A 14,441-nucleotide genomic window follows, 5' to 3' on the forward strand; every position below is an offset into this window, starting at 1 on the left:
GATACCGCCTGTCATTGGCGGTATCCGGCGCGTCAGTTTACCACGATGTGATGACGGTCCCGTGGTAGCTTTCATCGATGAAGGCTTTGATCTCGTCCGAGTGATACGCCTCTAGCAGGGTCTTGACCCACGGCGCGTCTTCCTTGCCCTCTTGTACAACGATCACGTTCACATAGGGGTTGTCGGCGCTTTCCATCGCGATGGAATCCTCTTTGGGGCTAAGGCCCGAGGCGATGGCGTAGTTGGTGTTGATCAGCGCCGCATCCAGATCGGCCAGCGAACGGGGCAGCTGCGCCGCGTCGAGTTCCTTGAACGACAGGTCTTTGGGGTTCTCGGTGATGTCCAGAACGGTGGGCACCAGACCTGCAGCGGGGTCGACCTTGATCATGCCAAGCTGTTGCAGCACCAGCAACGCGCGCCCGCCATTGGTGGGGTCGTTCGGGATGCCAAAGGTCGCGCCTTCTTCAAGCGCGGCGATATCGGTGATCTTGTCCGAATAGATGCCCATCGGCGTGGTGATCGTGTTGCCCACAACCGCCAGCGCAAAGCCGCGGTCTTTCATCTGTGTCTCAAGGTAAGGCACGTGCTGGAAGGAGTTCGCCTCGATGTCGCCATCGGCCAGCGCCTGGTTCGGCACCACATAATCAGAGAATTCGACAACGTCGATCTCAAGGCCCATCGGTTCGGCCACACGGGCGACCTCTTCCATGATCTCGGCGTGCTCGCCGGGGGAAACGCCGACTTTGATCTGCTCGGCCATCAGCGATGTCGCCAAAAGCGCGAGGGTAGAGGTCAGGGTCGCAATGCGTAGCATGTATATGCTCCTTTAACTGGGAAACGAAATTGGGAGGAGGAGACGGGCGCTATTGCCCGCCGCTTTTGGTGGCGCGTTTGTCGACAGCGGCTGCGATGCGTTCGCCGATCGATTGCACAAGCTGCACCAAGACGATGAGGATGATCACGACAACAGCCATAACGTCGGGCATAAACCGTTGATACCCATAGCGAATGCCCAGATCGCCCAAACCTTCGCCGCCCACGGCGCCGACCATGGCGGAATAGCCGATCAGGCTCACGATGGCGAGGGTGAGGCCAAGCGTGATGCCGGGCAGCGCTTCGGGCAGCAGCACCTTGCGGATGATCTGCAACGGGGTCGCCCCCATGGCGCGCGCCGCCTCGATCAGGCCGGAATCAATCTCGCGGATCGCGTTTTCCACCAGACGCGCGATGAAGGGCACGGTGGCGATCGTCAATGGCACAATCGCGGCTGTCGTGCCGATCGACGTGCCCGCAACCATCCGCGTGAAGGGGATGATCGCGACCACCAGAATGATGAACGGCACCGACCGCGTGGCATTGACGACCAGCCCGAGCACCTTGTTGACCCACGGGGCCGACAGCAGCTCGCCGCGTTGCGAGGTCGCCAGAAACAACCCCAAGGGCAGGCCAAGCAGCGCCCCTAGAAGCGCCGAGATGGCGACCATATAAAGCGTCTGGCCCGTGGCCTCGATCAGTAGGTTGATAAGGTTAGCCGACATAGCCAAGCACCTCCGTCATAAGCCCGTGGCTTTCCAAAAATGAACGCGCCTCTGCGGCCTTGGCCACAGGCAGCGATACCAGCAGATTGCCGAAGGGGCGGGTGCCGATTTCCTCGACCGCACCGGCAAGGATATTGACCGGAATGCCCATGTCCTGCGTCAGCCGCGCCAGCATCGGGTCGGTGGCGTGCTGGCCCGCAAAGGTCACGCGGATCACCTCGTCGCCGCCCTGCGCGGGGGCGTTTGAGATCAGACGATCCTTGACGAAAGCGGGCAGGGTGACGCCGGTCACCCCCGACAGGAAAGACCGCGTGGTCGCATGCTGAGGCGCGGTGAAGATATCGTAGGTCTCACCATGTTCGACGATGCGGCCCCCGTCGATCACGGCGACGTGGCTGGCGATGTCACGGACCACGGCCATCTCGTGGGTGATCAGCAGAATGGTCAGCCCCAGCTCGCGGTTGATGTCCTTGAGCAGCGACAGCACCGTTTGCGTCGTTTCAGGGTCCAGCGCGGATGTCGCCTCGTCCGACAGCAGCACTTTGGGGCCGGTGGCCAGTGCCCGCGCGATCCCGACGCGTTGTTTTTGCCCGCCCGACAGCTCTGCCGGATAGCGTGTGGCGTGCGCGCTAAGTCCGACCCGTTCGATCAGGTCTTCCACGCGGGGTTTGATTTGCGAGGACGGCACACCGGCGATTTCCAGCGGCAAGGCAATGTTGCCGGCCACGCTGCGCGAGGCCAGCAGGTTAAAGTGCTGAAAGATCATCCCCACATCGCGGCGGATCGCACGCAGCTTGGACCCTTTTGCAGCCCCCACATTCTGTCCGCCCACCAGAACCGCGCCCGTCGTAGGCCGCTCGATCCCGTTGACCATGCGCAGCAGCGTCGATTTGCCAGCCCCCGACCGTCCGATGATGCCGGTGATTGATCCCGGCTCCATCGCCAAAGAGACGCCTTCAAGCGCCGTGACAGTCGTGCCGCCGGATTTGGAATAGGCTTTGCCCACGTTCTCGAACGTGATCGAAGCGCCGTTGGGTTCTGTCATGATCGGTCCAGCCTGCGGTCGGTTGCGGTGGCGCCCGTAGACAGAAAGGCAGGGGGTATTGCAAGCGCAGTTTTCGCATACCCGCCCTGACTTTACCGATGTGCTGAACGCTAGGTTTTCACAGATCCAGCACCAGATGCCCCCCCGCTGCCGCCGCGCGCGACTGGCAGGTGATCAACGTGGTTTCACGCTGCGCCTGTGACAACACATAATCGCGGTGATCGGCGTCACCCTCGACCAGCCCGCAAGCGCAAACCCCGCAGATCCCGTCGGCGCATTTCACATCGACGGGCACGCCTGCCTCTGTCAGCATATCCGACAGGCTGCGGTCGGCGGGGACGTGGATGTCTTTGCCGGTCTTGGCCAGATGGACCGTAAAGCTGTGGTTCTCGCGCGGGGGGGCTTCGGGGACGGCGAAATATTCGATGTGACACTGATCCTCGGCAAAGCCCGCGCGGGCGGCGGCGGTCATTGCGGCCTCCATATAGGCGGGGGTGCCGCAGGCGTAGGCATGACTGCCGGCAGGATGGGCCGACAGGATCGTGTCAAACTCTGCCCGACTGCCCTGATCGCTGACGTGCAGCACGGCATGGGCGGCCCAAGGGGCGGCAGCGATCTCGGCCGCAAAGGCCAGATCAGCGGCGGTGCGGGCAGAATAATGCAGCGCGAAATCGCGGCCCAACTGATGCAGGCGGTGCGCCATGGCGATCATCGGGGTGATACCGATGCCACCGCCCATCAACACGCTGAAGGGGGCGTCTTCGGTCAGGGGGAAATGGTTGACCGGACGCGCGGCGAAAATCTTGCGCCCCTGCGTGAAGATACGGTGCATCAGGGCGCTGCCGCCGCGGCCCTGATCCTCGCGCTGGACGGCAATGACATAGCGCGACCGGTCCGAGGGATCGCCGCACATGGAATATTGGCGCAGGTACTCGGGCGCGATCACCACATCCAGATGCGCCCCTGCCTGCCACAGGGGCAGATCGGCCCCGTCGGGATCGCGCAGTTCATATCGCGTGATGCCGTCGCTTAACACATCCGCGCGGGTGACGGTCAGCGGCAATACCGGACTATCCGCCAAGGGCTTGAGCGCAGGGACCAGACCCTGCGTGTCTCCGCTTGCGACCCGCGCGCGGTGTGTGGCGGCGGGGATCATCGCGCCATAGGCGCGGATGCCGGCCTCGCGGTCCATCGGGTCGGGGTAGGGGTAGGGATGCGGGGCAAGCGGCGCAGGGTAGACGGCCAGCGTCTGGTCCGTCGCGCGCAGCTTCAGGTCTTTTTGCAGACCGCGGCTGTTCACCGGCTTGTCCGTGGGGCGGTAGCCGCCGTCGTCCTGCACCTCCAGATCCCACCACCATTTCTTGACGGGATTGATGTCGCCACGGTCCAGCAGATCGTCGAGCTTGGCCAGCGCTGGTGCGGTAGCGGGCAGCTTCATCGCGGTCCAGCGCCACACGCTGTCGGCCAAGATCCCCTCAAGGTTCCACGGGCAGGTCTTCATGCAGCGCCCGCACATGGCGCCGCCCTCGGTCGTGATCCGGTAGGTGGCGCATTTCTGGCTGTCGGATTTCCAGATCTCGTAGCCGTTGAACATCAGCTTCGGCCCCGCCGTGATCGCCCCCGAGGGACATTCCCGCGCGCATTTCTGGCAGCTTTCGCAGAATTTCTGCAGGCCGAAGTCGATCGGCTTGTCATGGGTCATCGGCAGGGTGGTCGTCACCGCGCCCGATTTCAGACGCGGGCCAAGATAGGGGTTCAGGATCACTTCGCCGATGCGGCTGACCTCGCCCAAGCCCGACAGCAGCAGCAGCGGGGGTTGCAGCACATCGCCATCCATCACCGTATGCGCCTTGGCCGGATATCCCAGATCGCGGATCAACCGCGCCAGTACGCCGCCCACAAGGCTGAACCGCAGATAAGCGCGCATGGATTGCGCCACGCTGATCCAGTCATCGCCCGAGGCCCCTTCCATCGTGTCGAACCCCTGATCGATCACGAGGCTGATCGCCTGATCATGGGGCGGGTCGATCGCGGTGCCGGTGGCGTCATGGCTGTACCATGCCCAATCGGGACAACGGCTGACGCCCACGGCATCGGCCCCCAGGAAATAGGCAACCACCTTGACCATCTCTGCTGCCTGTTGCGGGGCGAGGGCGGTTTGCGTTTCGGCAGCTTGTCCGTCTTGCAGCAGGCCAAAGGCCCCAAGCGCGCGCCGCTGCGCCATAGAGGTCGGCGTCTTGCGGATATAGCGCCCGCCGGTGGCTCCGTCTTGCAGCTTTTTGCCCATGTCCCCGAACAGCGCACGGCTGAACATATCGGTGCGTTTGGGCAGGCGCGGGATGCGCGGTTCGTCCATATAGGTCGTGGGGCTGTCTACGCGTTTAAGCTTTTCGAAAGGCTGCGCGCCATCGACAAAGCGTCGCGTTGCATAGGCGGGCGCTGTGCGGGGCAGGGCGGCGGCGGCCAGAGGGCGGTCACAGGCCAGATCCATCGCCATGGTGACGGCGGCCAGCGAAAAGCGCGTGCCGACGAAAGGGGCGGTCAACTGACCGTCTTGCGGTAGCGCCAGACCCGCCGCGACCGCCAGCTGGTTCAGGTCCACATCGCTTGCCGTCATCGTATGCCCGCGCGCCGGACGCCCCAGCAGGCGGATGTAATTCGACAATACCGCCGCCGATTCCGCGGCAAGTAGGGACGACCGGTAATCCTCCATCCCCGCGATCCATGTCGCACCGGGTTCATCCTGTTCGACCGCGCGGGGATGCGCAAAAAGCAGCACCAGCGCATGGGTATGGCCTGCGATATCCGTCTCGGGTGCGGTGACGGAGTCGCGCAGGTCGGCCATGATCGCATCCACACCAGAGGCGAGCGTCTTGACCTGACGCGTCTGCAAATCCTGCGCCAGCCGCGCCACATCCGCATTGCGCAGGGGCTGTGCCAGATGGTGGTCGGGGGCAAGTTTGCAAATGCCCACCATCGTCGCATCGTTGAAATGGGCAAACGCCTTGAGGTGCTGCGCCCGCTCGGTCAGATCGGCGGGGATCTCGGCCAAGGCCTTGTTCACCAGACCCTCGCGGATCGCATCCAGCATGGCGCGGTGATCCCGCGTCGCTTGGGCCAGCGGACGCGCGTCGCCCGTCACCCCCAAGGGGGTGAAGGCCGGCACCGGCCCTGCAACACCCTCCGCCCGCCGCAGCTTTTCAGTCGGGTAGGCACCCATATGGATGGGGCGGTTTTTGCGGGAACGCAGCCGTGGGGTCATGGATATTGCCTCTTAATTCGGCACTATAGTTGTCCTAGATCAACTATTTTGCAAGCAAACAGTAGCGGTGCGGCAAAAATGAAGTATTCATGCCTTATGACCGGACCCGAGAACACCTTAGCCACTGCCTCCTATCGTCTGCACGACAGGCTGGGCTTTCGCGTGTCGCGGCTGGCCGCTGTTATGCGTGCCAGTCTGGATGCAGAGCTTTCGCAGCTTGGGCTGACACGGTTGGAATGGTGCGTTTTGGCCAGTATCGCGCTGGAAGGCATCACCGCGCCCTCCGGTATCGCCGAGAATATCGGCATCACCCGCCCCACGGCGTCGCGGACCTTCAAGCAGATGCGCGACAAAGGCTGGCTGGTGCAGAACCTGACAGAAGGCGACGGGCGCGCCCGTGCGATCACGCTGACCGCGGCGGGGCAAGACCTGCTGGCGCGGGCGCGGGTGCTGGTCGACGCGCATCAGGCGCGGTTTCTGGACAAGCTCGACCCCCAAGCGGCGGCGCATTTCCTATCCGCGCTGGATACGCTGCTTGAAGGGGTTCACGACCGGTTCGACGATCCCTAGGGTGTTTCAGGTCACCACGGGAAAGACGTTCGACTGCTTCAGCACGCCATAGGCAAAGCTGGAATCAATCGACGCAATGCCGGGGATGTTGTGCAGCTTGTGGCGCACGAATTCCTCGTAGCTTTTCAAGTCCTCGACCAGCACGCGCAACAGATAATCCTCGCTGCCGGTGATGACATAGCAATCGAGGATCTGTTCGGTCTCGTGCACTTTCTTCTCGAACAGTTTCACCACGTCGCCCGTGTGGCTGCTCAGTCGGATGCGCACCAGCGCGGTCACGGGCAGCCCGTAGGCGCGTTCATCAACAATCGCGGTATAGCCCTTGATCACGCCCTTTTCCTCAAGCGCGCGGGTGCGCCGCAAACAGGGTGAGGGCGACAGATTCACCTGAGCCGCCAGATCCTGATTGGTCAGACGCCCGTTACGCTGCAGTGCTTTGATGATCTCGCGATCTTTACTGTCCATCTTGGCCCTCTAAGGGCAGGATATGCCCAAAATTCTTACTATTGCGCAATCATTAGCAAGAATCTGCCCGTGGATACAGCGTAAAACAGCGCAAATACAACGCGCAGGACGAATATGCTCAGTTCCCCCTCACTGCCCGCCGCGCATGGACTTGGTCCGCGGCAGATCCCCCTTCGGCCCCTGGTTGGCTATCTCGCGATTGCGGTGACCGTGCTGGTCTGGGCGGGGTTCGCGCTGTCCACCCGTGCCGCCAGCGGGGCGCAGCTGACGTTTGGCGATGTGGCGTTGATCCGGTCGGGTATTCCGGCGCTGTTCTTTTTACCCTTCCTGCCAAAACGTATCGCTGTGTTAAGGCGGTTGCCCGCGCATCGCTGGCTGATGATCGCGGCGGGGGCGGGGCTGCCGTTCTTCTGGCTCGCGGCTATGGGCGGGGCGCAGACCTCGGCCACGCATGTGGGGGCGTTGATTGCCGGGACGACACCGGTGTCGGTGGCGGTTCTGACGTGGGTGATCTACCGGCAGCGCCCCGCTGTGTTGCTGCCGCTGGGGATCATCCTTGTGGGGGTGGCGGCGCTGATCGGGGCCTCGGGCAATTTGGCCGCAGGCAGTTTGACCGGCGTGGCGCTGCTGCTGTCGGCCAGTCTGCTCTGGGGGTGCTATACGCTGGGGCTGCGGGGCAGTGGGTTGGACCCGATCGGCTGCGCGCTGGTGCTGGCACTGCCATCCACGCTGGTGCTGCTGCCGCTGCTCGCCACGGGGGTGCTGCCCAGCAACCTCACGCAGGTGCGACTGGCCGAGGCGATGCCATTCATCCTTGCCCAAGGGGTCGGTGTCGGCCTTGTGTCGAGCCTGACCTATGCCATCGCCATCGCGCGCCTTGGTGTCGCGAAATGTGCCGCGATCGGGTCGCTCGCCCCTGCGATTGCGGCGGTGCTTGCCGTTCCGCTGCTGCACGAGGCCCTGACGCTTGGCACGATTTTGGCCGTTCTCATCATTTGCGCCGGCGTCATGCTGGCCAACCGCCCCAAGGAGTAACCCCGATGCTCGACGCGCTTGCCGCCCTTCCCGAAGACCCGATCTGGGGTCTGACCTCTGCCTTTCGCGCCGATCCGCGCGCCCACAAGATCGACATGGTCATCGGCGTCTACCGCGATGACCACGGGGCCACGCCGAATATGAAGGCGGTGCGCATGGCCGAGCGCGCCTTGGCGCAGGACAGTGCGCCGAAAACCTACCGCGCTTTGGCGGGCAATGCGGTGTTCAACGCGGGCATGGCGCGGCTGGTCTTGGGCGATGCGCCCGCGCGGATCGCGCGCAGCCATGTGATCCAGACGGTCGGCGGGACAGGCGCCTTGCGCGTCCTGGGGGATATGCTGGCCAGCCTGCGCCCCGACACCACGGTCTCGAGCACGGACCCCGGCTATGTGAACCATCGTCCGATATTCGAGGGGGCGGGGCTGACGCTGCAGCTGTATCGCTGGCAGGCCAAGGGCGACGCGCTGGATCTTGACCGCGTGCTCGCGGATCTGGCGGCGGCAAAGCCGGGGGATGTGGTGCTGCTGCACGGCTGCTGCCACAACCCCACGGGCATCGATCCCGATGCGGATATGTGGCATGCGCTGGCCGGATTTTGCGCGGCGCGGGGGCTGATCCCGTTGATCGACATTGCCTATCAGGGCTTTGGCCGCGGGCTCGACGAAGATGCGGCGGGGCTGCGGGTGATGGTCGACGCGGTGCCCGTGGCGATGGTTGCGGCAAGCGGGTCCAAGAACATGGGGCTATATTGCGAACGTATCGGGGCGGCGATGGTGCTGGGGCCGGATGCGGCGTCCATCGCCCATGTGGGCCGCCACCTAGAGACATTGACCCGCGCGAATTATTCGATGCCCCCCGAACATGGTGCCGCTGTCGCCTGCCACGTCTTTGACACCCGCACCATCTGGGAAGAAGAGCTCAACAGCATGCGCGCCCGTGTCCAATCGCTGCGGCAGCAGTTGGCGGATGCGCTGGCCGCGATAGATGCGGCCCCCGCATTTCAAGCGCTGCGGCACCATCAGGGGATGTTTTCCCTGCTGCCCCTCGCGCCCGACCAGATGGAGAGCTTGCGCCGTGACCACGCGATCTATGGCACGGCCACCGGTCGGATCAATATCGCCGGCCTGCGCAGCACGCAGATCGAACAGGTCGCGGCGGCGCTTCGGGATGTGTCACAGGCGTGACACTGGCCCGCCCCTTGGGCCAGCGCCTGTAGGTCTTAGCGCGGAGCGGCGTCGAGCATCCCCAGACGTGGCTCTGTCAGCGAGGTCACGGCAATGCGCCCGTCGGGCAGGGTCACGGCACCCGTGGTCAATGCATAGTCACCTGCCGGATCCTGGAGCGTTTCCAGCACCTTGCCCGAGGCATCCATCCGCAGGACAAAGCCATAGCGCAGCGGCGCGGGTTTCATCGCGTCGGGCAGGCGCATGATCACCCGGCGCAGGAAGGGGCTGTTTGCCAGTTGATCCATGACGGGGTTGCGCGGGCTGACCAGGCCGACCCAGAATGTGCCATCGGGGGCGTTGTTGATATTGTCGGGAAATCCCGGCAGGTTCTCCAGCACCACCGTGCCTGCGCTGCCGTCCATGGGGAAGCGCCAGACGCGGTAGCTGCCGGTTTCGACCACAAATACCGCGCTGTTCGCGTCATCCACCGCCACCCCGTTGGCAAAGTTCAGACCGTCGGCAAAGACAGTCGTTTCGCCCGATGCGGGGTCGTATTTCAGAATGCGCCCGTTCGACGAATGCTCCACCAGATCCAACACCGATGCCGCCAGCGTGCCGCCGTTATCCTGCGCGCCAAAGCGGGTCGAGGCATCCGAGAAATAGACGCTCCCATCGGCGGCGATATCCACATCATCGGCGTAAAGGATCGGGCTGCCGTCCTTGGTCGTCTCGGCCAGCAGGGTCACCTTGCCGCCGCGGTCCACCGACAGCAGGCCACGATAGGCGTCGGCGACGTAAAGCGTGCCGCTGTCGTCAAATTCGATCCCAAGGGGGCGGCCCTCGGTCTGCGCAAAGACGGTGATGGCCCCGTTCTCTTCGATCCGCAGGATTTCACCATCGTGGGTGGCGACATGTACCAGCCCGTCCGGGCCGATATCGGCATCCTCCGGCCCGCTGCGGCCCTCAAGCTCGACGATCTTCAATGCGGTCAAACGGTCGTTGGCCGCGAAATCACCGGTGTAGCCCTGATCGGGCGGGGCCTCCCACGCGACGGGGGCGACGGATACGGGCCAGAACGCGAGGTAGGCAAGCAAGGCCAGCAGGGCGATGCCCAGTAGTGTAAATAGTTTCTTCATCGGTGATCTCCTCCCCAGAGTTCGCGCCGAAGTAGTGGCGCACAGCGTAGGGTTGCCGATCCCTCTGGCAGGTGCAAGAGGCTACGCCGCGCGATTTCTGTCAGCCGCTGTGGCCCGTGCGCGGTCGTGTACCCCCTCGCAATAGCGGTCACCGCGAGGGTGTGATGCTTAGCTCTCTACCTCGAACGTGAGCCCTGCATTGGCTGTGAGCCGGTCAATGATCGCACCACCAAAGGCAGGGGCCGCCGTCAGCACGCCGCCGGGGGTGTCGGCGGCTTCCTCGATCAGACAAAGCGCCGCTTCGGTCAGCATTTTGGAGGTGGAGCCATAGCCCGGATCGCGGTCGCCCTTGACGCCAACGGTCAGCCGCTCTCCGTCTGCGGAGGTGCCGGTGAACATCAGGTCATAGCTGCCGTTGTCGCGTTCTTCTTTCGACGGGCCTTCGCCGGGTTTGATATCATCGTCGCCCATAGGGTTGGATTTGGCGATGCTCTTGGCGATCGCCTCGCCTTTTTCGCCCTTGCCGGTGAACATCATCTCTTCATAGGTGAAATCCGTACCGTAGGGGTGGCCCATCAGCATATTCGACCGGTGCACGTTCTTGGTATTGATCGACGCCATCACGAAAGGGGCGACCCAGATGCCGAAATCGGGGTCTTCGTAGGGTTTGTTGCCGTAAGGCTGTGTCGGCCCCTCGAACCCCGGTGTCAGCGCGAAGGACGAGACCAGACGCTTCATCACATCGGGATCGCCCATGGCCAGCTTCATCGTCTCTTTGCCCGACGCCGCCGTCCCGCCCGAGAACGTGCCCTTCATCCCGCGCACACGTCCCTTGACGTCTTTCAGCGGCGCGCCAAAGCGTTTCTGTGCCTCTTGCTGCAGGAAATAGACGCCCATATCGAAGGGGATGCTGTCAAAGCCGCAGGAGTGTACGATCCGGGCTCCGCTGGCCTTGGCGGCATCGTTGTACTTTTCGATCATGTCCCACATGAAGGGCGGCTCACCCGACAGGTCGACGTAATCGGTGCCCGCCTTGACACAGGCCGCGACCAGCGGCTCGCCATACAGCAGATAGGGGCCGACCGTGGTGATGATAACCCGCGCCCGCGCGACCATCGCGTCAAGCGAGGCAGGGTCAGAGGCATCGGCCTCGATCAGGGGGGTATCGGCGGGCAGGCCCATCTCGTCGCGCACCTGCGCCAGCTTGGACGCGCTGCGCCCTGCCATCGCCCATGGTCGGTCCGGATAGGTCGCGTGGATGTATTCCGCGACCAGCCGCCCCGTAAACCCTGTCGCGCCGTAGATGATGATATCGAATTCAGCCATGTGCCGTTCCTCCCCGATTGGTTGCATGTCTTTGCGCCGACTATGGGACAGCGCAGACGGTATTGACCATTGCCGAGTTTCAGAACGCTGCGTCGGGGGGCAAAAGAAACGGGCCGCAGCAGATGCTACGGCCCGTATCGAATTCAGGTAAGATGCGTCCGGATCACTCTGCCGGGAGCTTCCATGCGTCGCGGTCGATATCCAGATCGGCATAATCGTCCGGGTTCAGCACGGGGCGTTCGACGCCTGCCTTTAGCTGACGACGGAAGTCGCGCAGCAGGCGCATGGCCACGGGGAAGAGCATCATGATCGCCAGCAAGTTGACCAACGCCAGAATACCCATCATCGGATCCGAGAAGAAGAACACCGCAGTCGCCGCCGGTGCTGTCGCACCCAGGAAGACAATCGCGATGATCGCGATCCGCAGACCCAGAATGCCCAAGGGGCTCTTGGTCAGTACCGTCATCGCGTTTTCACCCAGATAGTAGTTGTAGATGATCGACGAGAACGAGAACAGCAGGATCGCGCCGCTCAGGAAATACTGCACCCATGTGCCCAGATGCGACACCATGCTTTGCTGTGTCAGCGCCACGCCGTCGATGCCTTCGGCACCGGGGACATAGACGTCGCCCAGCAGGATCACGAAAGCCGTGCACGAGCAGATGATGATCGTGTCGATAAAGACCGAAAACGACTGCGTGATGCCTTGGCTGATGGGGTGACGTACCTCGGCGGTGGCCGCGACGTTCGGGGCAGAGCCCAGACCCGCCTCGTTCGAGAACAGACCGCGCCGCAGGCCCTGCGCAACCGCAGCACCCATACCGCCACCAACGGCTTCTTGTAGGCCGAAGGCATTGGTCACGATGTCATAGATCACGCCGGGCAGGCTGGTGATGTTGAGCAGGATCACGATCAGCGCCATTGCCAGATAGCCGATGGCCATGATCGGCACGACAACGTCCGACACTTTGGCAATGCGGTGGATGCCGCCAAAGATGATAAAGCCCGAGATGGCCGCCAGCGCGATACCGGTCCACAGACGGTCAATGCCAAAGCTGTCCTGCATCGAACCTGCAACCGTGTTGCCCTGGAACGCGTTGAAGCCCAGACCGAAGGCCGCGATCAGGCAGATCGCGTAGATCACTGCCAGCCAGCGGTATTCCTTGCCCAACCCGTGGATGATGGCCGCTGCCGGACCGCCGCGGTAGCTGTGCTCTCCGACTTTGCGCTTGAACAGCTGTGCCAGCGAACATTCGACAAGGCTCGTGGCCATACCGACCAACGCGATGGCCCACATCCAGAAGACCGCACCCGGGCCGCCAAGGGTGATCGCAACCGCGACGCCCGCGATGTTGCCGCCGCCGACACGTCCACCGACCGACACCAGCAAGGCTTCGCGCGCTGAAATCTGGTTGGAATCATCCGCGTTGTTCTTGTTCGACAGCACGCGGAACATGCGGCCAAAGTATTCGATCTGCACAAAACCGGTGGCAATGGTGATGAAGATACCGAAAATGACGAGGATCGGGATCAGCGACCATCCCCAGGTGAAGTCTCCGATCCAGCCGAAGAGCGTTTGTAGAAATTCCATATAAATGTCCCTTTGTTTTGCCGCGTTTTACGGTGTTCTTGGCCAAAGCGTAAAGCCGAATGACGCAGCGCGAAGCACGCAGCCCCTGTGCGACGTCTAGTGCGTTGATCCTTATACAGGTTATTTCGCAATTCAACTCTAGCGGGTTGGCCCTTCGCGCGTTAATCGGCCATTTCTCCGCATTGATCCGCAGCCAGATAGGCGTGTTGCGCGTCAAACTGCGCAAAGCAGCTTAGCGCGAGGTGGATTTTGACGAAGGCCGCCTCGGCTGTCATCTGGCCGCCGTCGACCACCCCGCTGTCACGCAGCGCCTTGCCCGCGGCGTAGGTGCCGATCTGCATGCCGCCCTCTGCGCATTGGCTGACGGCCACCACGGGAACGCCCTTGCCTTGCGCCTTGCCCAAGGCGGCACGTAGGGCGGGGCTGTCGGGGACCGTGCCCGCGCCAAAGCAGCGCAGAACGATCCCGTCGCAGGTGGTCGCCGCATGATCCAGCAGGGCGGCGCTGAAACCGGGGGTGACGGTCAAAAGGGCAACCTCTTGGGGGCGCAGGGGGCTGAGCTGCGGGTCGGGTGCGGTGACACGCGGTTCCCTGTCGGTTGGCGCGGCGGTAAAGGCGTCCAGCGCCTGCGAATGGGCCTTGCGCACCCGCCCGCCATGCAGCCGTTTGCCCCCGAATTGCACCCAGACCCCCGCCGGTGCGGTACGCGCTGCGGCAAGCGCATCGATCAGATTGGCCGTGCCGTCCGTGTCAGCCACAGTCAGCGGTCGCATCGCGCCGGTCACGATCACAGGCTGCGCCAGACCGGGCAGCGCAAGGCACAGGGCGGCGGCGGTATAGGCCAGCGTATCCGTCCCGTGGGTCACGACGAAGCCGTCAAAGCGGCCCCGATGCTGATGGATGGTCTGCGCGATGCGCGCCCAATCCTGCGCCGTGGCGAGCGCGGAATCGATCAGCGGATCAAGGCGCAGCACCTCGACCTCTCCGGTGACCTTGCCGCTGGCCACCAGCGCCGCGACCGCATCTTCGACCACCCCGTCGCGAGGGGCGAAACCGTCAGGGGTCTGGGCCATGCCAATCGTGCCGCCCGTGTGGATCAAGAGTGTCGCCATGCTGCGCCCTTTGTGTTGATTGCCGCCCAATATGCCCCGTCCGGAGCCCTGCTAAAACTGCCGCAGGCGGACCAGAAGCGCCCGTCGCTGTCAAGCCTGTTGACCGTCGGCGTATGGGGCCAAAGCCGCCATGACGTGACATCCGGCTTGACGGGCAGGGTGCGGCGGCGCGTATATACGCCCGACACGACCGGA

At 63.5% G+C, this 14,441-nt stretch carries 12 protein-coding genes; 3 read left to right on the forward strand and 9 right to left on the reverse strand.

Features of this window, described 5'->3' with window-relative positions:
• Positions 1-37 precede the first annotated feature (37 nt).
• The 4 genes from ABM428_RS05880 to ABM428_RS05895 all read right to left on the reverse strand — a co-directional run bounded on the left by ABM428_RS05880 (position 38) and on the right by ABM428_RS05895 (position 5,845).
• Positions 38-814 carry a MetQ/NlpA family ABC transporter substrate-binding protein gene (locus ABM428_RS05880; RefSeq protein WP_132996965.1) on the reverse strand — a complete coding sequence of 259 codons (777 nt, stop codon included), beginning with the start codon at positions 812-814 and terminating at the stop codon, positions 38-40.
• 49 nt (positions 815-863) lie between these two features.
• Positions 864-1,538, reverse strand: coding sequence for a methionine ABC transporter permease (locus ABM428_RS05885; protein WP_132996964.1), 675 nt, complete (start codon positions 1,536-1,538; stop codon positions 864-866).
• Positions 1,528-2,583 carry an ATP-binding cassette domain-containing protein gene (locus ABM428_RS05890; RefSeq protein WP_353628274.1) on the reverse strand — a complete coding sequence of 352 codons (1,056 nt, stop codon included), beginning with the start codon at positions 2,581-2,583 and terminating at the stop codon, positions 1,528-1,530. Before ABM428_RS05890 ends, ABM428_RS05885 begins: the two co-directional genes overlap by 11 nt.
• Positions 2,584-2,701: 118 nt before the next feature.
• On the reverse strand, positions 2,702-5,845 hold the full coding sequence (locus tag ABM428_RS05895) for a 2Fe-2S iron-sulfur cluster-binding protein (RefSeq protein WP_353628275.1): 3,144 nt from the start codon (positions 5,843-5,845) through the stop codon (positions 2,702-2,704).
• 96 nt (positions 5,846-5,941) lie between these two features.
• Between ABM428_RS05895 and ABM428_RS05900 the strand changes: the two genes are divergently transcribed.
• Positions 5,942-6,415, forward strand: coding sequence for a MarR family winged helix-turn-helix transcriptional regulator (locus tag ABM428_RS05900; protein ID WP_132996961.1), 474 nt, complete (start codon positions 5,942-5,944; stop codon positions 6,413-6,415).
• A 6-nt stretch (positions 6,416-6,421) separates the two neighbouring features.
• On the opposite strand, the gene ABM428_RS05905 is transcribed toward ABM428_RS05900, so the two are convergent.
• A complete protein-coding gene (locus tag ABM428_RS05905) occupies positions 6,422-6,880 on the reverse strand; it encodes an Lrp/AsnC family transcriptional regulator (RefSeq protein WP_037943687.1) in 459 nt (152 codons plus the stop codon).
• Positions 6,881-6,994: 114 nt separating this feature from the next.
• Here ABM428_RS05905 and ABM428_RS05910 point away from each other — a divergent pair, with 114 nt between their 5' ends.
• Complete coding sequence (locus ABM428_RS05910; protein WP_240790793.1) at positions 6,995-7,915, forward strand: DMT family transporter; 921 nt, start codon at positions 6,995-6,997, stop codon at positions 7,913-7,915.
• A gap of 5 nt (positions 7,916-7,920) precedes the next feature.
• Positions 7,921-9,099, forward strand: a complete 1,179-nt coding sequence (locus ABM428_RS05915) for an aromatic amino acid transaminase (protein WP_353628276.1) — start codon at positions 7,921-7,923, stop codon at positions 9,097-9,099.
• A gap of 35 nt (positions 9,100-9,134) precedes the next feature.
• Here ABM428_RS05915 and ABM428_RS05920 read toward each other — a convergent pair whose 3' ends face one another.
• From ABM428_RS05920 to ABM428_RS05935, 4 genes are all read right to left on the reverse strand, one after another.
• The gene (locus tag ABM428_RS05920; protein ID WP_132996959.1) at positions 9,135-10,217 is read right to left on the reverse strand and encodes an SMP-30/gluconolactonase/LRE family protein; all 1,083 of its coding nucleotides are present in this window, start codon (positions 10,215-10,217) and stop codon (positions 9,135-9,137) included.
• Between the two features lie 168 nt (positions 10,218-10,385).
• Positions 10,386-11,543 carry a trans-acting enoyl reductase family protein gene (locus ABM428_RS05925; RefSeq protein WP_289081962.1) on the reverse strand — a complete coding sequence of 386 codons (1,158 nt, stop codon included), beginning with the start codon at positions 11,541-11,543 and terminating at the stop codon, positions 10,386-10,388.
• A 163-nt stretch (positions 11,544-11,706) separates the two neighbouring features.
• Positions 11,707-13,134 (reverse strand): sodium:alanine symporter family protein, encoded by a 1,428-nt coding sequence (locus tag ABM428_RS05930; protein ID WP_037943691.1) that lies wholly within the window; start codon positions 13,132-13,134, stop codon positions 11,707-11,709.
• 161 nt (positions 13,135-13,295) lie between these two features.
• On the reverse strand, positions 13,296-14,246 hold the full coding sequence (locus tag ABM428_RS05935; protein ID WP_132996957.1) for an asparaginase: 951 nt from the start codon (positions 14,244-14,246) through the stop codon (positions 13,296-13,298).
• Positions 14,247-14,441 lie beyond the last annotated feature (195 nt).

The organism is Sulfitobacter sp. TCYB15, from assembly GCF_040435955.1.
Taxonomy (GTDB): domain Bacteria; phylum Pseudomonadota; class Alphaproteobacteria; order Rhodobacterales; family Rhodobacteraceae; genus Sulfitobacter; species Sulfitobacter pontiacus.

What these genes read in the sequence shown, in the direction of transcription:
- ABM428_RS05880 (WP_132996965.1), bottom strand. Translation starts at nt 814, where the DNA reads ATGCTACGCATTGCGACCCTGACCTCTACCCTCGCGCTTTTGGCGACA.
- ABM428_RS05885 (WP_132996964.1), bottom strand. Translation starts at nt 1,538, where the DNA reads ATGTCGGCTAACCTTATCAACCTACTGATCGAGGCCACGGGCCAGACG.
- ABM428_RS05890 (WP_353628274.1), bottom strand. Translation starts at nt 2,583, where the DNA reads ATGACAGAACCCAACGGCGCTTCGATCACGTTCGAGAACGTGGGCAAA.
- ABM428_RS05895 (WP_353628275.1), bottom strand. Translation starts at nt 5,845, where the DNA reads ATGACCCCACGGCTGCGTTCCCGCAAAAACCGCCCCATCCATATGGGT.
- ABM428_RS05900 (WP_132996961.1), top strand. Translation starts at nt 5,942, where the DNA reads ATGACCGGACCCGAGAACACCTTAGCCACTGCCTCCTATCGTCTGCAC.
- ABM428_RS05905 (WP_037943687.1), bottom strand. Translation starts at nt 6,880, where the DNA reads ATGGACAGTAAAGATCGCGAGATCATCAAAGCACTGCAGCGTAACGGG.
- ABM428_RS05910 (WP_240790793.1), top strand. Translation starts at nt 6,995, where the DNA reads ATGCTCAGTTCCCCCTCACTGCCCGCCGCGCATGGACTTGGTCCGCGG.
- ABM428_RS05915 (WP_353628276.1), top strand. Translation starts at nt 7,921, where the DNA reads ATGCTCGACGCGCTTGCCGCCCTTCCCGAAGACCCGATCTGGGGTCTG.
- ABM428_RS05920 (WP_132996959.1), bottom strand. Translation starts at nt 10,217, where the DNA reads ATGAAGAAACTATTTACACTACTGGGCATCGCCCTGCTGGCCTTGCTT.
- ABM428_RS05925 (WP_289081962.1), bottom strand. Translation starts at nt 11,543, where the DNA reads ATGGCTGAATTCGATATCATCATCTACGGCGCGACAGGGTTTACGGGG.
- ABM428_RS05930 (WP_037943691.1), bottom strand. Translation starts at nt 13,134, where the DNA reads ATGGAATTTCTACAAACGCTCTTCGGCTGGATCGGAGACTTCACCTGG.
- ABM428_RS05935 (WP_132996957.1), bottom strand. Translation starts at nt 14,246, where the DNA reads ATGGCGACACTCTTGATCCACACGGGCGGCACGATTGGCATGGCCCAG.